Origin of the sequence: Nocardia bhagyanarayanae (genome assembly GCF_006716565.1) — a bacterium.
GTDB classification, from domain to species: Bacteria; Actinomycetota; Actinomycetes; order Mycobacteriales; family Mycobacteriaceae; genus Nocardia; species Nocardia bhagyanarayanae.
Genome location: NZ_VFPG01000001.1, coordinates 5,270,345 through 5,291,348, shown reverse-complemented (window position 1 = coordinate 5,291,348; position 21,004 = coordinate 5,270,345). Strand labels below are relative to the sequence as shown.

Below are 21,004 nucleotides of genomic sequence, written 5' to 3'. Positions count from 1 at the left end.
GCCGCGGCACCGGGCGGCTCGGTGGACACGGTCAGATGCGCGTGCCCACGTCGCGGGCGACGAGGTTGTCCAACGCCCTTTCGGCGACCGCGGCGATGGTCATCGAGGGATTGCAGGCCGCGGTATTTCCCGGCATCAGCGCACCGTCGAGGACGTAGAGCCCCGGCTGGTCGTGCACCCGGCCGTCCAGATCGCAGACCGCGCCCATGCTCGCGCCGCCGAGGGGATGCCACGTCGAGGGGAACAGGGCGTTGGTGTCGAGCAGCATGCCGTCGGGTCCGGCGATCTCGAGCACCGCGGGACCGATGTGGTTGTCCTGGATGCCGCGGTCGCCGTGCTCGGGCCAGTGCAGGATCGCGTCGTCGCGGGCCGCGTCGTAGGTGAACGCGCCGCGTCCGTCGCTGACGCCGTAGCCGACCAGCATCGTGCTGGCGGGGTCGAGCGAGAGCGGTGGGATGGATGCCTGGATCACGGTGTAGGCGGCCCGCGGATCCGCCCAGTTCTTGCTGCCGTAGATCACCGGACCGCCTTGCGGCGCACCGAATTCCGCGGACGGGTCGGTCCAGACGTAGATGCGGTCGGCGTTGGTGCCCCAACCCTGACCGAGGCCGTCCGGCAGGTCGGGGATCAGACCCTTCGCGCCGGCGCGGACCAGCAGCCGCGTGGTGTTGAGACTGCCGGCGGCCATGATCAACGCGCGCGCGGTGAGGATCTTGTTCTCGACCACGGCGCCGGTGGTGTCCAAGCGCTGCACGTGCACCGTCCAGCGGCCGTCGGGTGCGCGCTCGACATCGGTGACCTCGTGCAGCGTTTCCACCCGCACCAGTCCGGTGGCTTCGGCGGCGGCGATGTAGGTGACGTCGACGGAGTGCTTGCCGCCGTTGTTCACGCCCATCGCGCCGTCGCCGTTGGTGTAGGACGCCTTCATCTCACCGCGCAGCTCGGCGAGCGCGAAATCCCAATCGATCGGCATCGGAATCTTCGACAGTGGCATCCCGGCCCGGCGCACCCGGTCGGCGAAGACGCGCGCCGCCCGATAGTTCTCGGTCTCGATCAACTCGTCGGGCGCTTCGGCCAGGCCGAGCATCCGCGCCACCCGCGGATAGTGCACCCGGTTCATGGTCGCCCAGTCGAGCTCCTGCGGAAAATGCGTGTCGAACACCGCTTCCGAGGGTTGCAGCGACATGCCCTGGTAGACCAGCGACCCGCCACCGACGCCCGCCGCGCACAGAGCCGTCATGTTCACCCCCGGCACCGCCTCCACCAGACCGGTGTAAGGCTCGAATACCAGCGGCCTGCCGAAGAGGTTCGGACTCGACCGGCACCACAGCAACCGCTTGTCGGGTGCGGAGGCGCGGGGGAAGGTTTCGGCATTCGGGCCGGTGGGCCAGCGCAACCCGCGCTCGAGCACCGTCACCGGCACGCCCGCTTCCGCCAGGCGCAGCGCGCTGACTCCGCCGCCGAAACCGGAGCCGACCACCACGACGCGGTGCTCTTCGTAGGTCAGTGGGACGGTGTGGACCCGGGCGGCGACCGGGGCAGGCGAACCGATCGAGCGGACGCCGAGCAGTACGGCGCCGGCAGCGGCGGCACCGGTCAGCATCGACCGGCGCGAAACAGCAGTCATCACAGGACCTTCACGAGGATCGTTGGACTCACGCCCAGGGACACCGATGTCCCTGGGCGCCAGGAGAATTCAGTCGATGGTGCAGCCGGAGACGGGCTTGTCGGCGAGGCGATCGAGGAGGTAGGTGATCGCGTTGTCGGGGCCGAAGCCGTCGATGAGTTCCGGCCCGAAGTGATTCGGGATCGTGGCGCCGGGGAAGATCGGCGGCAGGTCGTTGGTGCGGAAGGTGACGGTGGCGCCTTTGGCGCACCAGTCCTCGGCGAGTTGGCGAGCCTGGTTGTAGGGGACTGTGTCGTCGTTGAGGCCGCTGGTGATCAGGACCGGCGTGCTGGGCTTCATGGTGCCGACGCGCAGTTCGCTCAGGGCGGGACCCGCTTCCGGGATCGCGTGCAGGTGTTCGGTGAGCGATCGGCCGTCGATCGTCATCGAGTTGGTCCGCAGGAATGGCTGATGGGTGATGACGTCGCCGATGCACGAGGTGCTGAGCGTGTCCAGCATGGCGCGTCCGGCGGGGCTGGTCACGCGGTCGACCGCCCTGTGCAGATCGGGGTAGCGGGCGAGCATGCCGTTGATGGCGAAGCCGATCGCGCCGCCGATCAGCGCGCCGTCGATGCGCTCGAGAATCTTCGCCAGATCCGCGACGGGACCACCGGCCCAGGTGCCCTTGAGATTCAGTTCCGGCGCGTAGCTCGGCTGCATCTCCGCCGCCGCGGCCGCCGCGCCACCGCCTTGGGAGTAGCCCCAGAAGACCACGGGGGTCTCGGGTCCGACGCCCGCCAAATGGTTGGCCGCTCTGGCGCCGTCGAGCAGGGCGTGCGCGCCCTCGATGCGATTGGCGAACGTATGGATACCGGGCGTCCCGAGGCCGATGTAGTCGGTCACCAGGACCCGGGCGCCCAGCGAGCTCCACACCGCCGACGACGGCAGTTCCTGATTCGCCGACAGTCCCGGCGAGGGGTCGGTGAACAGCGCCATTCCGGTCGAGAACGCCACCGACATCGCGCAGCGGTCGGCTTGGCCCGAGGTGCCGGGACCGATGACCACGGTCGGTCGCGGTCCCGGGCCCTGCCACGGGCCGGTGGCGTCGATGAACGTTCCGGTCACCGCGACGGGCGACCCGTCCTGGAACCGCGTGGTGTACATGACGTGCTGGGCCTGGCCCGGCCAGCCCTCGAGGGTCGGCGCGGTCGCGAACAGTGGCATCGGCTGGGTTTTGATGATCGCGCCCGGCTCCGACGGAATCTGCGCGGGCGGGGTGTAGAAGGCGCCGACCTCGTCGGCCGCCGCTCTGGTGACGTCCACCCCGACCCCGGCCACCGCCGTAGCGCAGGCAACGGCCACCGCCGCCGCCATCCGGGCGGCCCGCGACAGCGACCGCCTTCCGTGCACTCGCTGCATCGATAACTCTCCGTGAAGTTCACCCCCGACGCCGTCGCCGGAGTGTCCTGCGTCGCACAGCGCCGGATGCATGACACCCGTCACAGCCGCGACGGACGGTACAGTAACATGGTTACTGAGAGGTGTGAATCTTCTCGGTATCAGATTTGGTTGCTCCCAGATCTGCTCAGGCGCGGCCGGTTCGACCGCACGTCGCGCAGAATCGCGTCAACCGCAGCAGAACGGGTCGTCGCACGGATCGCCGACTTCGCTGCCGTAGGCGACAAAGCTCCGAATCGGCGCCACGGCCTTCTCCGCCGTCGCGGAGTCCAGCAGGGGAGTGGATTCACCAAGGCCTGGTCGCCACGCCGATGGCGCGTCGTCGATGTCGAAACGCCGCGCGCCGTCGACGAAAAGCGTCCAGAGCGGGTGATCGGGAAACCCGTTGAGCCGCAGGACCCACCACGAGCCGTCGACGACCGCGGCAACGGGGAATTTCGCGATCCCGGTCCGTCGCCACTGCGGTCGGGCATTCAGCTCTGAGTGCGTCATCCCTTCAGTTTCCAAGCCCGAGCCACGTCAGCCCAGCGGCGCCGAAGGCCGGACGTGAAACGCCGCCGCCATCCCATGCGCTCGGGTGCGGCGGCGGCGTGGATCCGGCCGATTCAGAGGCGATTCGGCTGCCACGTCGTGACGGCCCAGATCACCACGACGTCGAGCGCGATCACCAATACCGACCACCACGGGTAGTAGGGGAGCCACAGGAAGTTGCCGAGGAGGGACAATCCCGCGACGATCACCGCGACGACCCTGGCCCAGGCCGCGCCCGCCATCAATCCGAGCGAGGCGAGCACCAAGAGGATGCCGAGGATCAGATGCACCCAGCCCCAGCCGGTGGTGTTGAACTGATAGATGTACTCGGGGCCGGTCACGTAGATCTCGTCTTTGGCGATCGCGGAGATGCCTTGCAGGATCGACACGATGCCGGTGATCATCAGCAGGAATGCCGCGCCGATCGACGTCCCGGCCGCGACGGCCTGGCTGACGGGAACATCGTTGGTTTCGGTTGGCCTGGTCATGGGTCACACCTCCGCTGGTCTGTGAAGTCGGGATTCGCTCGGCTCCCATGACCGCCGGAGCGGTCTGGGTGCGTCGACTGGTTCCGGTCGAGCGATCCGGGTTCCCCGAATCTCCCGCCGGACCGCGCCGTACCGGGTATGGCGATCCAGGGTGTGTGCGAAGTGTATGAGCGGGACGGTATTTCGAATATCTCCGAACGTTCTCCAAAAGCGCGGATACACATACGCGTGCGAGCTGGCAAGCGGCCCGCGAATCCGATACTTGCTCCGCGATTTCGGAGGACGACTGACTTGGCCGGGCGACTCCTCGTGGATTTTCGGCGACTACGGCTCGAGTTTTCTCGGACATCCCACCGGCCTTCGCGGTGGGGGCGTATCAACGATCAGGATCACACACGCCATTGTGTGTGATCCAAACCACAATATCATCGCACGGTCGGCTTCCTAGGGGGAGTTCGAGACACCTGCGCGATCATGCCCGCAGGTAGATCGGCACGCTCACCGACGGAAGTCGCGACGCGATCGAGCAGACCCGCGTCAATTGATCTGTCGTAACGCACCCGGCGAGCCCTTTTCGCGTGTTCCAAATGTGGGTATCGAAAACTACTTCCACCGGACCGTGTCGGTCCGATTTCCGCACACCCCGCCCGTTGTGTGCCGCGCTGGCGCACACTGAAGGGGAGCGCTTCCGGACGGGTCGTGTGCGACGTTCGGGCGGGCAGCCCGCTAACTGTGTCACGCCCAATTCACCATGATCGAAGGAGCGCTCGTGAACGCGTACCCGCCCATTGCCGAGCACGGCATCATCGGCGATCTCCAGACCGCGGCTCTGGTGTCCTCCGCGGGGACCATCGATTGGTGGTGCACGCCCAGGTTCGATTCGCCGAGCGTCTTCGCCTCACTGCTGGACAGCGAGCGCGGCGGCTTCTGCCGGGTGGCCGCGGAACACACCGCCGAGAAGGCCGCGGTTCGCCAGTTGTATCTGCCGGATACGGCCATTCTCGTCACCCGGTTCATGGCACCGGACGGGGTGGGCGAAGTCGGCGATTTCATGGAACCGATCCGCGAGCCCGTCCCCACCGACCGACACCGGCTGGTTCGCGTGGTCCGCGTGGTGCGCGGAACCCTGACGTTCACACTGACCTGCCGCCCACGGTTCGACTACGGCAGGGCCGAGCACACACTGGAACAGCGGGGCGAACAGGCGGCGGTCTTCCATGGGCCGGACACGGACCTGCATCTACAGGTGACCGATCCCGTGACACTGCACTCCGAGGACGGCGATGTCACGGCACGATTCACGCTGTCTCAGGGCGAGAGCGCGGTGATCGTCTTGACGAGCACGGCGAGCGAGGGCCCAGCCCCCGCCACTCCGGAGCGCGACGACACCATCGCCGATCTCGATCGGTGTCGCCGCTTCTGGCAGTCCTGGCTGCGCTCGTCCACGTATCGCGGCCGGTGGCGGGACATGGTCAACCGCTCGGCGATCACCTTGAAACTGCTCACCTACCTGCCGACCGGCGCGCCGATCGCCGCGGCCACCATGGGCTTGCCGGAACAGGTCGGCGGGGAACGCAATTGGGACTACCGGTACACCTGGATCCGGGACGCCTCGCTGTCGGTGCGGGCGCTGATCGATCTGGGCTTCACCGAAGAGGCCTTCGCCTTCCGGCGCTGGCTGCGCGACCGTCTCGACGCCGGCCATACCGCCTCCGGTGAGCCGCTTCAGATCATGTACCGGATCGACGGCGACCCGCGACTGGAGGAAGAGATACTCGACCATTGGGAGGGCTACCGCGGCTCCGCGCCGGTGCGGGTCGGCAACGCGGCGGCCGACCAGATTCAGCTCGACATCTACGGCGAGGCTGCCGACGCCATGGCGCAGTCCTCGGACATCGGCGGCATCTGGGGCTGGCGGACGTTCGCGAATCTCCTCGACTGGCTGACCGAGCACTGGGACCGTGCCGACGAGGGCATCTGGGAAACCCGCGGCGGCCAACAGGAATTCACCTACAGCCGGCTGATGACCTGGGTCGCGTTCGATCGAGGTATCCGCTTGGCCAGGGACTACTCCCGGCCCGCGGATGTGGCGAACTGGACGCGGGCGCGGGACGCGGTCTTCGCCCAGATCGTCGATCGGGGCTGGAGCTCGAAACGGCAGGCGTTCGTGCAGCACTACGCCACGGACGTGCTCGACGCGTCGCTGCTGCTGATGCCGCGGATGGGTTTCCTGTCGCCTCGGGATCCGGCATGGCTGAGCACCCTCGACGCCATGGACGACGAACTGGTCAGCGACAGCCTGGTCTATCGCTACGACCCGGAGGCGTCTCCGGACGGACTGCGCGGCGTCGAGGGCACCTTCAACCTGTGCAGCTTCCTGTATGTCGAGGCGCTCGCCCGCTCGGGCCGGTTGACCCATGCCCGCTACGCGTTCGACAAGATGCTCACCTACGCCAACCACGTCGGGCTCTTCGCCGAGGAGATCGGTCCCTCCGGCGAGCAACTCGGCAACTTCCCGCAGGCGTTCACTCACCTCGCCCTCGTCGCGGCAGCCATGGCCCTCGACGAACAACTCGACCGCGCCGAAGCCGGGTCGGCCACAACCGACGGATAGGCGAGCAGCGCGATGGCGGATACCGGTTCGCTCAGCCCACCCCGCGGTGTGCTGGTTCCGCTGGCACTCGCGCAGTTCATCTGCAGCTTCGCCGGTTCCAACATGAACGTGATGATCAACGACATCAGCGCCGATCTGAACACCACGGTGCACGGTGTGCAGATGGTCATCACGATCTTTCTGCTGGTGATGGCCGCCCTGATGATTCCCGGCGGGAAGATCACCGACCGGTACGGCCGCAAACGCTGTTTCATGGCGGGACTGATCATCTACGGCGTCGGCGCGGTGCTGAGCGCGCTCGCACCTGGGCTCGGCGTGCTGATCCTCGGCAATTCGATCCTGGAAGGCGTCGGCACCGCGATGCTCATCCCGCCCGTCTACATCCTGACCACCCTGTTCTTCACCGAAACGACCTCTCGCGCAAGGGCCTTCGGCGCGATCATGGCGATGGGCGGGATCGGCGCCGCGGCCGGACCGCTCCTCGGCGGACTCATCACCTCGGGGATCGGCTGGCGCGCGGCGTTCGCGTTCCAAGCGCTGGTGGTCGCGTCGATCGTGCTGCTCGGCCGCCGCATCGTCGATCCGGTGCGCCCGGACCCGACCGTGCCGTTCGACGTCACGGGCGCCGTGCTGTCGGCGGTCGGGCTGGTGCTGCTCGTCATGGGAATCCTCGCCGCCGACAACGACCTCCGGCTCATGCTCGTACTGATCGCGGCGAGCGCGGTGGTGCTGGTGTTGTTCTTCCTCTCGATCCGCGCGAAGGAGAAGGCGGGCCGCGTGCCGTTGATTTCGACGAACCTTTTCCGCAACCGCACCTCCAACCTCGGTCTCGTCACACAGAACATCCAGTGGCTGGTGCTGATGGGAACCTCGTTCGTGGTCGCCGCCTATCTGCAAGTAGTCCGGGGCTACAACGCCATTCAGACCGGCGTGATCTTCACCGCGGCCACAGTAGGGCTGCTGGTGACGTCGCTCGGCGCGGCGCGGCTGGCGCGGAGACGCACCGAGCGCACCCTGATCATCGCCGGGTTCCTGGTGACCGTCGTCGGCATCGGCGCGCTACTCGCACTCGCGGGCCGCTTCGAAAACCCCTGGGCGTTGGCGCCCGGGTTGCTGTTGATCGGAATCGGTCTCGGCGTGATGTTGACACCGTCGGTCGACATCGTCCAGTCCAGCTTCGGCGAGGACCAGCAGGGCGAGATATCCGGATTGTCGCGCTGCGTCTCGAATCTGGGTTCCTCGCTCGGCACCGCCATCGCGGGCACCATCCTGGTCGCGGGTCTGTCGAGTCACGCCTACGCCGCCGCGATGACCACCCTCGCGATCATCGCCATCGCCGGATTCCTCGCCGCCACAGCGCTGCCGCGACACGACTCGGCACGTCCCGCCGGAGCGTCCCGTGCGGGCTGACGACAACGTGTCATCGAGTCCGCACGCGCTGCTGCACCGGCCGTTGTTCTCGCGCTCCAGGCCGCTGGATCGCGAGAACGCGGCGAGCCGCATCAGCGCCTACATCTACGGCAATGTCCTGGTTCTCGCGGCGCTGGTGCCGATCACCACGGGCGAGAAGGACGTCGGAATCCTTGTGGTTCTCGGGACGGCGTTGTCCACCTTCGTCGCGCACGCCTTCGCCGAAGCGGTCGGACACAGCGTGCGCCATCGGAGCCCATCGACGCGGGCCGAGACACTCCACGAATTGCGCAATTCCGTCCCGATTCTGAGTTCGGCCGTACTGCCGTGCGTGGTTCTCGCGACCGGCTGGCTCGGATGGGTCGAGCCGAGGACCGCGCAGATCGTCGCGGAATTGGCCGTGCTGGTCCGCATCGGGGGCATCGTGTTCGTCATCGGCCGACTCAACGGCGAGCGCCCGAATAGGGCATCCGTGCTGGCCGCGGTCTTGATTACGGTGGTCGCCACGACCGTCGTGATCGTCAAGATCCTGCTCACCCACTGAGGATTCGCGCCTTCTCCGCTTCGAACTCCGCTTCGGTGAGCACGCCCTGCGCTTTGAGCTGGGCGAGTTCTTTCAGTGCCGTGATCCGGTCCATGTCGCTGCCGCCGCTCGGTGGCGGTGCGGGTGCGGCCGTTGGTGGCGCGTATTGCTGCGCGTAGGGGTCGGGCTGCGCCTGCTCCTGCGCCGCCCACCGCTCGCCCTGACGGCGGGAGACCCGATTGGACACAGCGGTCGCGGTCCCGGAGATCACGGCTGTGCGGGCTACGCCGCGAAGCAATCCTGGCATGACAACCTCCCTATCGACTTTCCGGCTCGAGAAGTTCGAGCGACGACAGCAGGCTTTGCATCGGAATGCGCCCCGAAGCGACGAGCTGGGCGCCCTTGCGGCGCAAGGCCGATGCGAAGGGCGCTGCCCACCTGTTCTCGTAGACCAGGATCGCGGCCGAGCACCCCGGTTCGAGCACCCCGGCCGCTTCGCTGCGGTCGGCCTCGTCGAGCAGGCCCGATCCCGCCTCGGCGAACAGGGTGATGTCCAGGTCCCCTTCGAGGCCCATGTCGGCGATATCGATTCCGGCGAGGGAACCGTCGGCGTCCTTACGGACGAACGCCAGATCCAGCACTCGAATGATGCCGCGCTCGACGAGGTCACGTAGGAGGGGAAGCGCCGAACCGTCCGGAGGCCGATCGGCGGGGAATTCGATCACGAGATAATCGACCGGGCCTAACGCGTCGATATCGGTTTCGGTCACGGTAATCCTCTTTCCGTCACGAGAAAGAGCCGTATCAGCCTGGCTCGCTTACAGATCGCTCTCGATGTGGCAGCAGTTTCGGCTGGTTGTGCCGGGTGAAGATCGTTCTCGAACGCACGGTGTGCGCGGTGCTACTCTCAGGCATAGCGTACGCCGCTGATCAGCCCAGGTCACTGCATCGCGGAGGCAGACCGGACCGTCCAGGGCGCGCCCCCATTTTCACGTGGGGGTGAACAGCGCATGCTTTCTGTATACGAGTTCTTCGAAGAATTGCGGCGGCTGCCGTCCACGACGCTGCCGCGTTTGCCCGAACCCATTCCAGGAGTTGGGGATATCGATGGATGCCAACGCGCCCGACGAACGGCTGAGCACCGAGGAACGCGCCGAACTCGACCGGCTGCGCGCGGAGGTGACCGCGTTGCGGGCGGAGGTTCGCGGCGGCGCACGTCCGCGACGGCACGCATGGCGGTGGACCGCCGTAGCGGTCTTGGTCGTGTTGGTCGCCGTGCTGGCGATCACGACGGTGCTGGCCCGGTACGTGCGAAGCCAGGTCCTCGACACGGATCGGTACGTGACCACGATGGCGCCGCTGGCCTCCGACCCGGTCCTGCAGAACGAGGTCGCGAACACCATCACCGCCGAGATCTTCGCCCGCGTCGACATCGAAGGCATGACCGCGGACGCGCTGGCCGCCCTGACCGAGGCGGTTCCGGCGGTCGGGGACCGGCCGCGCGTCGATCGCGCGGTCGAAGGGCTCGCGCCGGTGATCACTCAGCAGGCGCGGGACTTCGTCCACGAGACGGTGCTGTCGTACGTGCGCAGCGACGAGTTCGAGGATTTGTGGCTACAAGCCAACCGCGCGGCGCATACCAGGTTGGTGGCGGTGCTGACCGGTCACGTCGGCCCCGAGTCGGTCACCGTCGACGAGAACGGCACGGTGAGCATCTCGCTGGGAACGGCGATCGAGAACGTGAAGGCTCGGCTGCTCGATCGCGGCTTCGCGTTCGCCGAGAAGATCCCGGCGGTCGACAAACAGTTCGTGTTGTTCCGTTCCCCGGAGCTGGTCCGGGCGCAGCGTGCGGTCGACAATCTCGACAAAGCCTCGGCGGTGCTGCCGTGGGTGACGATCGCGGCCGCCCTGGCCACGATCGCCGCCGCGCCCGCGGGCAGCCGCAGACGCGCCTTGGCCTTCGTCGGCCTCGCGCTGGCCGTGGGCATGCTGATCCTTGCCCTCGCGCTGATCGTCGCCCGGGCACTGTATCTGGAGCGGATGCCGGCCGACGTGCTGTCACCGGACGCGGCCACCGCGATCATCGGCACCGCGCTCGTGCCGCTGCGGACCGCGCTGCGCGGCGTCGCCGTGCTGGGCCTGGCGATCGCGCTCGGCGCTTACCTCGCCGGAGATTCGGCCTCGGCCACCGCGATGCGCCGCCGGTTCGGGCGCGGCATGGACGCGGTGCGGCACGTGCGCGGATCGCGGCCGCCGAACGCGGTGGAGCGCTGGGCTTTCGGAGCTCGCACGGCGCTGCGCTGGACGATCGTCGGCATCGCCGCTCTCTTGCTGGTGTTCTGGCACTATCCCACCGGACTCGTGGTCGTGTGGGTCGTCCTCGGCGCGCTGCTGGCCCTGCTCGCAGTGGAACTGTTGATTCGTCCGGCTGTCGCCCGGCAGCATGCGGAGGCCACGGCGCGTGCCGACGCGTCGGCTCCTCCTGGGTGATGGTCAGTGGATCGCGGGGGAGCCGGTCGGCTGCGGCTATCGCCGATCATCGGTGACCGGTCCGCGAAGATAGCGACCGAGCGGGGTCTCGTCGAGTGCGAGCGCCTTGGTGATCGTCGCGGCGCCGACGACCACCGCGGACAGCACGAACAGCCAGCTGATCGACGTGAACACCGGCCCGAGGAGCCCGAACCTCGTGTACGCGGTATCCGTGATCCGTGGCAGCACGAGCCTTCCCGCGGCTCGGACAACCGTCAGACCGGAAGCTGTGAGCGCCCCGGTCATCCACAGGACTCGGCCGGACAGCTTCCCCATCGTGAGCAGGTATGGGCTGATGGTCCAGACGATCATCCAGATCACCAGCTCGCCGGCGATCGCGAGAGGCACACCGACGTAGCGCAACCCCGTCAGTTCCCGGATCGCGCCGATGAGTACTGCCGAGAAGGCGACGAGCAGGAGGACGACGAGCCATCGCCACGCGTGGCGCACACCGATCGACGGGACGTTCCAGATCTTCGCGTAGATCCGCGCGAGCGCTTTGGCGAACGAGGTGCCGCTGATGACGACCATGAGCAATCCGACGACACCGAATGCCGCGAAGGTGGGATCGGTGACCGTGAAGGTGCCCACCCCCGACACGAGCATGTTCGTGTCGAAGCCGAGCTGATCGTTGATCGCCTGGGCCGCGAGATCCCAATAGGGGAGGAAGGACCCGGCGATCAGCACGGGCAATACCGAAGTGAAGATCTGGGCCGCGAGGGTCATCGATCGGTCGACGATCTCGATTTCGACCAACCCGTCGACAATGCGTCGGACGGTGCGGGACCAGCCACTCGCCGATTCCGTGCGCGCGGCGAGGGCCTTCGCCAGCGTGCCGAACAAATTCGTCGACCGCATACCTCGACTCAACCGCACCGCCGGTGGGTTGTCATCACTTCGCGGCGGTTCGGTCTGAGCGATGCCGGCTTCGAAGCGGTGTCACTTCATGAGTGCGACGTTGCGCCAGAGATTGGCGAGGCTTTCGGTTCCGCCGAACAGGGTGGTGAAGTTGGTGGAGTCGATCATGACGATGTCGCCGGCGCGGCGGTCGGTGGGCGGCAACCAGATCAGGGTGTTGAATTCGGTGTTGCCTTCGGCGGTGAAGGGGTGGGGTCGGCCGAGATCGATGGGCTGGCGGGCGAGCAGCCGCACGGAGTCGCTCGCGGGCGCGGTGAGATGGTAATGCGGGAGGTGGGGATGGAAGTTGAACGTGGTGACGTCGTCGAGCAGATTCAGAGCGTCGAGATCGCGGAAAGCATTCAGCGGCGCAATGGATTTCGTGCCTTCGACGACGGCGGGACGGAGTCCATACATGTTGCGCACCGGAACGTCGAGTGCGTCCATCAGTGAGCGGGTGTAGGCGCTGAACCTTTGTTGCCGCGGCACCAGCGGGTCGCCGTGGTGCTCGTGTTCGATCTGGCGTTGCCCGAGGTCGTCGGTGCCGCCGACGTCGTGGTGCGGCGCCAGGATCAGACAGGTGCCTTCCCGGCGCAACCACTCCTCGATGGCCGCGATCTCGTCGGGCTTGGCCGCGGCCTGACCGAGTACGTGGTCGAGACCGAAGACCATGAGGGTGTCGGTGTCGGCGAGGACGCGTTCATCGATGGGTAGTTCGAACCCGGCCTGATCGATGCGCTGGAAGACCGCGACGGGGTGGCCGGTGGCTTCTTCCGCGAGCTCCTGGAAGGTGAGCGTGGAGCGGTGGAACAGCTCCAACGTGCCCGCGATGCCTTGCAGGAAGTGGGCGGCGTCGTACTCGGGTGTCTCGTAGGCGGGCCAAGCCGCCTGGCGCACTTCGGTCATGGTGGAGAAGCGATTGTCCAGCGCGGCGGGGTCGCGCTGGGCCTCCCACGGGTAGCTCCAGGTCCAATAGATGCTCAGTCGGCGTCTGCCGGGGGTGTAGGGGCGTGGCAGCTGGGATTGGTTGTAGGTGCGCGCCGGGGTCATGGTGCTACCTCGCTGTCGGTTCGGGTGCAGAGGTAACGCAGGCCGCGAAGTCCTGGCATGAAGAAGTACGCGCCACCTCTGAGAGTCGTGAACGCCGGTAATCCCTTGATGGTCCGGCGAATCGGGCGTTTGGGGATCTTGTACTCCAGGGTGCCGTCTTGATTGCCGATGATCGGGTCGCGCTCGTTGCCGAGTTCACGGAAGGTCTTGTCGTTGACCCACACGTTCTGGACGAACTCGAACTGGCGCACCAGGCTCGCGCAGAGCACGAAGGCCGCGATACCGCGCTCGGCGCCGTCCTCGGGCGCGCCTTCCGGTAGGTGCGGTCCGTAGGTGGCGCCGCGGCGGATCAGGCGCCTGCGTCGCACGTTCACCGCGGTGTCGCGGGGATTCATCCTGCGGATGTGCGAACCCAGTGGCGCCGCATAGCCATAGGGGTCCATTCGTTTGTAGTCGAAGTCGTTGTTGCGCCGCATATCGGCGCCGAGGTCGGGATCGTCCTTCTCGGGGGCAAGCACCAACGGGGCGCCGCTGCGCCAGCGGCCCATCAGTTTCGCGGCCAGCAATTCCTGTTCCTCGGGGGTCTCGGTGTGGTCGGCCAGGAAGTCGCGGAACCGCCCGACGTGTTCTTCGAGGCGCCGGTAGGCCACGTAGCTCCCGTTGCGCGACAACACCTCCGGTTGCGGCAGTTCCACCGGCGGGCCCTCCTCGTCGGGATATCCCAGGATGAACTCCCCGGCTTTGATCGGGGCGTCCGAGCCGGGCGTCGGCTGTTCGCCAGAGCCCTCGATCACCGGCTGCGACAACCGGTCGCGGTAGCCGAAATGGTCGTGCGCGTACTCCAGCGGCGGGACCGCCCCCACGTCCAGCGAAGACAGCACCGTCACTCCGGCGCAGCCGGCGACCAGTCGATCGTGCGCCTGCACACAGCGAGCGCGTTCGGCGTCGTCGCGGGCGAAGAGGATCGCGATCGCGTGCAGGTCGTCGCCCGCCAATCCGCCGACCCAGTGGTCGGGGTGCTCGAGCCCGGTGTCACCGAGGATGCTCGCCCGTGCCGCCATGCCTTGCCGGAACTCCTCGGGAAACGTAGCCAGCGACCGCTCGGGCACACCGAGTGCGCGCAGCCCGGTCCAGGTGAACGCGAGTGTCACCCATCCGTGCTCGGTGCTCATGGACCGCCGTGCCTCGGCCGCCGAGGACACACGGTCGACCATTGCGGACAACCACGCCCGGCCACCGTCGCCACTGGCGAACGTCAGGAACTCGTAGCGTCCGGCCAGCGCCGGGACACGGGTGAGCGCAAGGTGCTGGATATCGTCGAGTTCGAGCATCAACGACCTCGTGGTTCTACTGCATTTGGTCGAGCATGCCGGAGAACGCCGCCTTGACGCGCAGTGCTTTCTTGATCTCGTCCGCGGTCACATACGGGTACTCGCCGTACTCCAGGAAGCTCGGGAATTGATGCTCACGGAAGAACTTCACGACCGCTTCGGTATCGGTCCTCCAGTCCTCCGGGAACCCTTCGAGGTTGACGAACACGGTCGTGATACCCGTCGAGAGGAACAGGGCGATCGCGTCCTCGACGTACTTGTCGAATTCGGTGTCGAAGATCCCCTGGTATTGGAAACACAAGCCGTCGCCGATGTCGAACAGCACCCACCGCAGGTAGTGCAGCCGCAGCGGCGCCAGAACGGTGGGGTCTTCCTGGACCGCGGCCTCGAGCTGCTTGCCGTACTCCCGGATCGCCGTCTCGCGCCCCGGTTTGACCTTCGCGATGATCGAGAAGCCGTAATTGGCCGGTGTGCGGGGGAATATCGGCCCGTACCGGCCCTGCTCGAGCTCGAAATAGCCTTCCTTCGGGATGGCCATCGCCGCCGGCGCGGACCAATCCCCGTCACCTTTGATCATGTCCGCCTCCGTCTCCAGCGGTGTGGGCGGGAAGAAGCGGACCGCTCTCCAGCGGCACGGTCGCGAAGAAGTGGTCCGCACAACGGCCGATCGGACCGCCCCGCGGCGGTATTCATTCGGCGATTTTAGCAGTCACGATCAGCCATGATCATCCTCTTCGCCGGTGACCGCTCCGCACGCTCGTATCTCGGCGGGAGCCGCTTCACACGTACCATTTCCTCGGCAATTTCGTCGAACCCTGGCGCCGACGTCACTGTGCGCCTATTTTCGAACCACACCCGAGCTGTCGCCGAAGCCAGGACAACTCGCAAAGAAAACACAAGTTTGTTTTCGACCGAGAGGCCGACCGCCAGTCCCATTCACTCCGCAGTCCGGATTCGATGGTCGGCAACGATACGGAAGAGATCCGCCCGAGGAGGTTCACAGCATGGATTCGTTCTGGGATTACGTGTGGTACACGATCCTCGTGTTCGCCTTCGTGGCGTACCTGATCGTGCTGTTCCAGATTCTCGTGGATCTGTTCCGCGACCACACCGTCTCCGGCATCGCCAAGGCCGTGTGGGTGATCGCCCTGATCTTCCTGCCGTACCTGTCGGCGCTCGTGTACCTGATCGTCCGCGGGCGGGGCATGGCGCTGCGCGCTCAACAAGCGCAGGCCGAGGCGAAGCAAGCCACCGATCAGTACATCCGGCAGGTCGCGGGTAAGTCGCCCGCCGAGAACATCGCCGACGCCAAGGCCCTGCGCGACTCCGGTGTGATCACCGACGTGGAATTCGAACAATTGAAGGCCCAGGCCTTGGGCGGTACCGCTTCGGCACCCAATACACCGACCGGCCTGTGACCCGCGGCGGTGGGATGCCGAACTGACTTGTCTTGCTGCGTCTTCCGACCCTGGTTGCAATTTCACGGAATACTGAAATATGTTGTGCGCAGGTGCTGAAACCGCATCGGCAGGCAATCGCGCGAGCTCATGGATGGGCAAGAGGGGGACGGCGGGACATGGCGGCACGAGGAGGAAGGGGTCCCCGTGGGGAACGTGGCGCGCAGGCGGACCGCATCCTGACGGCGGCCCGCAAGTCCTTCGCCGAGCGCGGTTACACCGGGACCTCGTTGCGGTCGGTGGCTCAGGCCGCCGAGGTGGATCCCACCCTGGTGAACTACTACTTCTCCAACAAAGCGGGATTGTTGAAGGCGGCGCTGGAGCCGCCGGCCGCCTTCGGTGAGCGCATTGCCGAGGCCGCCCAGGTGCCACTGGAGGAGCGCGGGCGGGCGTTCGTGGAGGCGGCGCTGCGCTTGTGGGACGACCCGGCCACCGCGGAGGTCCTGCGCTCGATCATCCTCGCGGCGAGTCACGAGCCCCTCGCCATGGAGCGGCTCCGCTCCGTCTTCTCCGCGCTCGTCCTGCAGATCGTGTCGGCGAGCCTCGACCGCGACGAGGCCGCGGTGCGCGCGAATCTGGTCTCCACGCAGATCGTGGGCCTTGCGATGACACGTTACGTCTGGGCGATCGCCCCTATCGCCGACATCCCCTCGGAGCAGGTCATCCGCCTGATCGCGCCGACTGTGCAGCACTATCTCACCGGCGCCCTCGGCGGGGACATCCCCGGGAATGCCTGACGGCACGCGGACGACGCATCCGTCCCGGCCCGGTCCCGGATCCCCTTGAGCACTCACGGCCCCGACCCGTACGACAGTGAGGCGCGGCGGCGTCATGCCCATGTCGCCGCGCTGACGCGCAGGCCGCGGCGAACTCCCGGCGACCGCCTGGTAGGCGAGCGAGCCCCCTGGTATCGCCAAGACTCTCCAATATTTTCACGGCATATGGAAATTGCCCTTGCTCGCGTGGAGGCGGCGCGCGTACGGTGAGGGCAGTTAATTTCCGTATATGTGGAAATGAGAGTGCAATGGCCCGATTCAAGGCCGCTGGAGTAGAGCCAGGTCAGCGTCTGCTCAACGGACCGCAGACCACTGGTCGTCAGTACCGCAATCTGTCCCCGGCCGGCCACAGGACGACACGCGAAGACAACGTGCCCATCCCGGTTCGCGATGGCATCCACCTGCTGGCCGACATTCACCGGCCCGACGCCGAGGGCAGGTTTCCCGCCCTGGTCGCGGCGGCTCCCTACCCCCGCCAGCTCCAGGACCTGGGTGCACCCGCCGCCATCATCGAGGCCGGTGCCAGCGATTTCTGGGTGCCGCGCGGCTACGCCCATGTCATCGCCAACCTCCGGGGCACGGTCGGCTCGGGCGGCGTCTACACCTTCTTCGACGAGCAGGAGCGCAAGGACCTGTTCGACCTGGTCGAGTGGGTCGCCGCGCAGCCATGGTGCGACGGGAAAGTAGGCATGATCGGCATCAGCTACTACGCCATGAGCCAGTTGGAGGCAGCCACCCAGCGCCCGCCACACCTCGAGGCGCTGTTCCCCTTCAACGTCACTGTCCAGGCCCGGGAGGCCGCCTACCACAACGGCCTGCTGAGCGAGGCCTTCATTACCCCGTGGATCCATGCGCTGGGTGTCCTCTCCGCCCACGGCGACCGCCTCTACCGCAAGGGCCTGTCCCGTCTCCTGCGCCGGTTCCTCGCCATCCCCGCCATCCACCGGCGGTTCAGCCAGAGCGACGCCGTCGAGGTGCACCGCAGACTGGAGCAGGTCAGCCGCTTCCGCCACGACGCCCACCCGTGGAACGCGCTGCTCGAGGCAGTGGCCACCGCTCACCCCACCCGCGATGCGTGGTGGGATGAGCGTGACCTGACCGGACGGCTCGCCGACGTCGACATCCCCGTCTACCTCGGTGGCGAGTGGTCCAACGTCCCCCTTCATCTGACCGGGCTCTTCGAAGCCTGGGATGCCCTCGCCCACAACCCGCACGTGCGCATGGCCATGCTCGGGGACTACGGTCTGCCATGGCCGTGGGAGAGCATGCACATCGAGGCCCTCGCCTGGTTCGACCACTGGCTCAAAGGACGAGACACCGGCATTCTCGAAGGCCCCGCCATTCGCTATTGGCTGCCCGGCGCCGAACAGTGGCGCACCGCCGGCTCCTGGCCGCCGCCGGCCACCCACGCCCCCTTGGCGCTCAACGCCGACGGCTCCCTTACACCCGGCGAGCGTTCCGGCGAGCGCAGCTACGCCACCGACGGCGCGAACGCGCTTCCCGCACAGCTGAATTGGACCAGCGACCCGCTTCCCGGCGACATCGACATGGTCGGCCACCCCGAACTACGGCTCACCGCCACCAGCAGCGCGACCGACACGGCATGGATCCTGCTCCTGCAAGACGTGGGCCCGGACGGCGGGGCCACCGACATCACTCAGGGCTGGCTGCGCGCCTCCATGCGCCATGTCGACGAGGACGCTAGCGAAACGGGCAGGCCCGTCCTCCCGGCGCGTGCGCAGGTCCCTATCCCTTCTGGCGAGCCGGTCGACTACCGAATCCCGCTGGTCGCCAATGCCCGCCGATTCCAGCGCGGGCACCGCATCCGGCTGATCCTCACCAGCGACGACACTCGCGACGACTTCCAGCCCATGCTGCTCTTCAGTCACGCCCCCGTCGACATCGCAGGCGTCAACACGGTGCACTCCAGCTCACGCCTGCTCCTGCCGATCCTGAACGGCGAATGAACCCTGAAACAGATTCCAACGGCCAACGGCCGGATATCACTGCGACCGAGGTAATGCGAATGCAATGCCATGTCACGGTTCAATTCCCGGGTTGGCCGCCGATGCACTACCACGCCGACTTCGTAGCAGCGCACACTTTTGCCAAGGCACTGTACGAATTGCGGGTGGCAACGATACAAATCGATCAGGATATGCGGGAAGCGATGCGGCCCATGCCTTATCAGCGACTCTGGCGGTGAAGAGGCTCGGTTGTACCGAGCGTTGGTGTACCAGTACCCAGAAACTCGAAATTGCTCGCTGCCACCCGTGTGGGTCAGCACTGGTGTCCGAAGGGGGACTTGAACCCCCACGCCCGATAAAGGGCACTAGCACCTCAAGCTAGCGCGTCTGCCATTCCGCCACCCGGACCGGTGTGTTCTGTTGTGTCCGTGGCGACTTGGCGTCGCCAGCGGATCATGATCATAAACGGGTGGCCGGGGGGATCACCAAATCGCCAGGTCAGGCGGGGACATGCACTCGGCCGGCACCGATGCGTTCGATGCGGTCGCGACCCCATGCGCCGAGCGGTTCGAGGGCGCGATTGAGGGCGGAACCGAGTTCGGTGAGCTCGTATTCCACGCGCGGCGGAATCTCCGGGAAGACCTCGCGAGTGACGATGCCGTCCTCCTCGAGCTCGCGCAGCTGCTGGATGAGCATCTTCTCGGAGACGCCGGGCAGGCCGCGGCGCAGTTCGCCGAAACGGCGCACCCCGTTCTCCTCGAGCTCCCAGAGAATGAGCGCCTTCCACTTGCCGCCGATCACGTCCATGGCCGCGTCGATGCCGCAGAAATATGGTCCTGATCTCTTCGCGCCCATTGCCGCACCTCGCTAGCTGCTCACATACGTGTGGGTAAGTACCCGACCGAATAGTAGGTACTTGTCGACCCAACGTCACTCGCGCACTGTTGATTCCAGCGCGCTGACCACAACGTTTGCAACCCAAGGAGTTGACCCGCGATGGCGGAGAACCAGCAGAACCCGGTCACGGTCCTCGGACTCGGCGCGATGGGCCAAGCCCTCGCGGCGGCCTTCCTGAAGACCGGACGACCCACCACCGTCTGGAACCGGACCCCGGGCAAGGACGCCGACCTGGTCGCGGCCGGAGCGGTCGGCGCGGCCACCGTGGAAGAAGCGGTGAACGCGGGCGAGGTGATCGTGGTCGTCCTGCTCGACCACGCCTCGGTGCACGCCGCGCTCGACCCGGTCGCCGAGCGGCTGTCGGGCAAGCAGGTGATCAACCTGACCAGCACCGCACCCGAGGAATCCCGTGAACTCGGCAGATGGGCCGAACGGCACGGCATCGACTACCTCGACGGCGGCATCATGGCGGTGCCTCCGATGATCGGCCAGCCCGGCGCGTCCATCCTGTACAGCGGGTCGCCCAAGGTCTTCGACGGCAACCGCGAGTTGCTCGAATCCGCGGCCGCCGCAGACTATTTCGGAGAGGACGCGGGCCTCGCCGCGACCTGGGACTTCGCCCTGCTCTCGAACATGTACGCCATGTTCGCCGGCTTCCTGCACGGCGCGGCGCTCGTGCGCTCCACGGGCGCCTCGGCCAGCGCGTTCGCCGAACGAGCGACCGCCTGGGTGACGGCGATGGCCCAGCTCATCCCGGAGTACGGCCGGATCATCGACGGCGGCGACTACACCACCGACGTCCAGCACCTGAACTTCCACAAGGCCGCGATGGACGCCATCGTGCGCGCCAGCCGCGACGCCGGCGTCGCGCTCGACGTGATCGGCCCGATCAAGACCCTCATCGACCGCCAGGTCGCCGACGGCCACGGTGCCCTCGCCTTCGAGCGCACCTTCGAAGAGCTGCGCTGACCCGCCTCCCATCCGCCCCCGAACCACCCGTTGACCAGCGATTCCTACCGCGATTTGGCCCCAGCCGCCACATCCGATAACCTTGCTGAGCACCACCGGTCCGGGTGGCGGAATGGCAGACGCGCTAGCTTGAGGTGCTAGTGCCCTTTATCGGGCGTGGGGGTTCAAGTCCCCCTCCGGACACAGTGCAGATAGGCCCCGGCAACACCAGTTGCCGGGGCCTTTTGTATGGGGAGGCGGAGAACCTGGCAGAGGTCCGCTTGTCGGCTCGGGCGCCTGCGGTGAGGACGGCTGATATATCGCCGAGGGAGCCGATGAGTTTGCGGATCTCGGTCTCGGTCAGAGCGGGCAGGTTTTGTAGCTCTGTTTGTGCTGCCGCTTTGTCGGCTTGGGCGGTGTTCATCGCGGTGACGAGGACTTGGGGGGTCTACTCCTGCTTCGATGGCGGCGAGATGGCGTTCGAGTTTGGCGTCGGCATCGGCGATACGGCGGCGCAGTAGT

At 66.8% G+C, this 21,004-nt stretch carries 20 protein-coding genes and 2 tRNA genes; 10 read left to right on the top strand and 12 right to left on the bottom strand.

Going from position 1 to position 21,004, the window contains the following annotated elements:
- Positions 1–31: 31 nt before the first annotated feature.
- The 4 genes from FB390_RS23075 to FB390_RS23060 form a co-directional block, all read right to left on the bottom strand.
- Entirely contained in the window at positions 32–1,627 is a 1,596-nt protein-coding gene (locus tag FB390_RS23075) for a GMC oxidoreductase (protein WP_141810822.1), read from the bottom strand.
- A 69-nt stretch (positions 1,628–1,696) separates the two neighbouring features.
- Positions 1,697–3,025, bottom strand: coding sequence for a lipase family protein (locus tag FB390_RS23070; protein WP_141810821.1), 1,329 nt, complete (start codon positions 3,023–3,025; stop codon positions 1,697–1,699).
- A gap of 207 nt (positions 3,026–3,232) precedes the next feature.
- On the bottom strand, positions 3,233–3,556 hold the full coding sequence (locus tag FB390_RS23065; RefSeq protein ID WP_141810820.1) for a hypothetical protein: 324 nt from the start codon (positions 3,554–3,556) through the stop codon (positions 3,233–3,235).
- A 113-nt stretch (positions 3,557–3,669) separates the two neighbouring features.
- Positions 3,670–4,083, bottom strand: a complete 414-nt coding sequence (locus FB390_RS23060) for a DUF7144 family membrane protein (RefSeq protein WP_141810819.1) — start codon at positions 4,081–4,083, stop codon at positions 3,670–3,672.
- A 769-nt stretch (positions 4,084–4,852) separates the two neighbouring features.
- On the opposite strand from FB390_RS23060, the gene FB390_RS23055 reads away from it, so the two are divergent.
- The 3 genes from FB390_RS23055 to FB390_RS23045 are packed head-to-tail and all read left to right on the top strand — an operon-like array spanning position 4,853 to position 8,651.
- Positions 4,853–6,697, top strand: coding sequence for a glycoside hydrolase family 15 protein (locus FB390_RS23055; protein ID WP_141810818.1), 1,845 nt, complete (start codon positions 4,853–4,855; stop codon positions 6,695–6,697).
- A 12-nt stretch (positions 6,698–6,709) separates the two neighbouring features.
- On the top strand, positions 6,710–8,107 hold the full coding sequence (locus FB390_RS23050) for an MFS transporter (protein ID WP_141810817.1): 1,398 nt from the start codon (positions 6,710–6,712) through the stop codon (positions 8,105–8,107).
- Between the two features lie 7 nt (positions 8,108–8,114).
- A complete protein-coding gene (locus tag FB390_RS23045) occupies positions 8,115–8,651 on the top strand; it encodes a hypothetical protein (protein ID WP_141811969.1) in 537 nt (178 codons plus the stop codon).
- Here the strand turns inward: FB390_RS23045 and FB390_RS23040 are convergent.
- Both FB390_RS23040 and FB390_RS23035 read right to left on the bottom strand, forming a co-directional pair.
- On the bottom strand, positions 8,641–8,937 hold the full coding sequence (locus FB390_RS23040; protein WP_141810816.1) for an SHOCT domain-containing protein: 297 nt from the start codon (positions 8,935–8,937) through the stop codon (positions 8,641–8,643). The genes FB390_RS23045 and FB390_RS23040 overlap by 11 nt on opposite strands.
- 10 nt (positions 8,938–8,947) lie before the next feature.
- Positions 8,948–9,400, bottom strand: a complete 453-nt coding sequence (locus tag FB390_RS23035; protein ID WP_141810815.1) for a DUF6325 family protein — start codon at positions 9,398–9,400, stop codon at positions 8,948–8,950.
- A gap of 337 nt (positions 9,401–9,737) precedes the next feature.
- Here FB390_RS23035 and FB390_RS23030 point away from each other — a divergent pair, with 337 nt between their 5' ends.
- Positions 9,738–11,120, top strand: coding sequence for a hypothetical protein (locus FB390_RS23030; protein WP_141810814.1), 1,383 nt, complete (start codon positions 9,738–9,740; stop codon positions 11,118–11,120).
- Positions 11,121–11,156: 36 nt separating this feature from the next.
- Here FB390_RS23030 and FB390_RS23025 read toward each other — a convergent pair whose 3' ends face one another.
- The 4 genes from FB390_RS23025 to FB390_RS23010 form a co-directional block, all read right to left on the bottom strand.
- Complete coding sequence (locus FB390_RS23025) at positions 11,157–12,017, bottom strand: hypothetical protein (RefSeq protein ID WP_141810813.1); 861 nt, start codon at positions 12,015–12,017, stop codon at positions 11,157–11,159.
- Positions 12,018–12,098: 81 nt separating this feature from the next.
- Positions 12,099–13,106 carry a hypothetical protein gene (locus FB390_RS23020; RefSeq protein WP_141810812.1) on the bottom strand — a complete coding sequence of 336 codons (1,008 nt, stop codon included), beginning with the start codon at positions 13,104–13,106 and terminating at the stop codon, positions 12,099–12,101.
- A complete protein-coding gene (locus tag FB390_RS23015) occupies positions 13,103–14,437 on the bottom strand; it encodes a Dyp-type peroxidase (protein ID WP_141810811.1) in 1,335 nt (444 codons plus the stop codon). Before FB390_RS23015 ends, FB390_RS23020 begins: the two co-directional genes overlap by 4 nt.
- Before the next feature lie 16 nt (positions 14,438–14,453).
- On the bottom strand, positions 14,454–15,014 hold the full coding sequence (locus FB390_RS23010) for a hypothetical protein (RefSeq protein WP_141810810.1): 561 nt from the start codon (positions 15,012–15,014) through the stop codon (positions 14,454–14,456).
- Positions 15,015–15,441: 427 nt separating this feature from the next.
- On the opposite strand from FB390_RS23010, the gene FB390_RS23005 reads away from it, so the two are divergent.
- The 3 genes from FB390_RS23005 to FB390_RS22995 all read left to right on the top strand — a co-directional run bounded on the left by FB390_RS23005 (position 15,442) and on the right by FB390_RS22995 (position 18,637).
- On the top strand, positions 15,442–15,855 hold the full coding sequence (locus FB390_RS23005; protein ID WP_141810809.1) for an SHOCT domain-containing protein: 414 nt from the start codon (positions 15,442–15,444) through the stop codon (positions 15,853–15,855).
- A gap of 158 nt (positions 15,856–16,013) precedes the next feature.
- A complete protein-coding gene (locus tag FB390_RS23000) occupies positions 16,014–16,631 on the top strand; it encodes a TetR/AcrR family transcriptional regulator (protein ID WP_141810808.1) in 618 nt (205 codons plus the stop codon).
- A 287-nt stretch (positions 16,632–16,918) separates the two neighbouring features.
- Positions 16,919–18,637, top strand: a complete 1,719-nt coding sequence (locus tag FB390_RS22995; RefSeq protein ID WP_141810807.1) for a CocE/NonD family hydrolase — start codon at positions 16,919–16,921, stop codon at positions 18,635–18,637.
- 320 nt (positions 18,638–18,957) lie between these two features.
- On the opposite strand, the gene FB390_RS22985 is transcribed toward FB390_RS22995, so the two are convergent.
- Both FB390_RS22985 and FB390_RS22980 read right to left on the bottom strand, forming a co-directional pair.
- A tRNA-Leu gene (locus FB390_RS22985) sits at positions 18,958–19,045 on the bottom strand.
- A gap of 90 nt (positions 19,046–19,135) precedes the next feature.
- Positions 19,136–19,492 carry a winged helix-turn-helix transcriptional regulator gene (locus FB390_RS22980; protein WP_141810805.1) on the bottom strand — a complete coding sequence of 119 codons (357 nt, stop codon included), beginning with the start codon at positions 19,490–19,492 and terminating at the stop codon, positions 19,136–19,138.
- 141 nt (positions 19,493–19,633) lie between these two features.
- On the opposite strand from FB390_RS22980, the gene FB390_RS22975 reads away from it, so the two are divergent.
- The 3 genes from FB390_RS22975 (at position 19,634) to FB390_RS22965 (ending at position 21,003) form a co-directional block, all read left to right on the top strand.
- Entirely contained in the window at positions 19,634–20,503 is an 870-nt protein-coding gene (locus FB390_RS22975) for an NAD(P)-dependent oxidoreductase (RefSeq protein ID WP_141810804.1), read from the top strand.
- Positions 20,504–20,601: 98 nt separating this feature from the next.
- Positions 20,602–20,686: transfer RNA gene (locus tag FB390_RS22970), tRNA-Leu, on the top strand.
- A 131-nt stretch (positions 20,687–20,817) separates the two neighbouring features.
- The gene (locus tag FB390_RS22965) at positions 20,818–21,003 is read left to right on the top strand and encodes a hypothetical protein (protein ID WP_141810803.1); all 186 of its coding nucleotides are present in this window, start codon (positions 20,818–20,820) and stop codon (positions 21,001–21,003) included.
- Position 21,004: the final 1 nt, after the last annotated feature.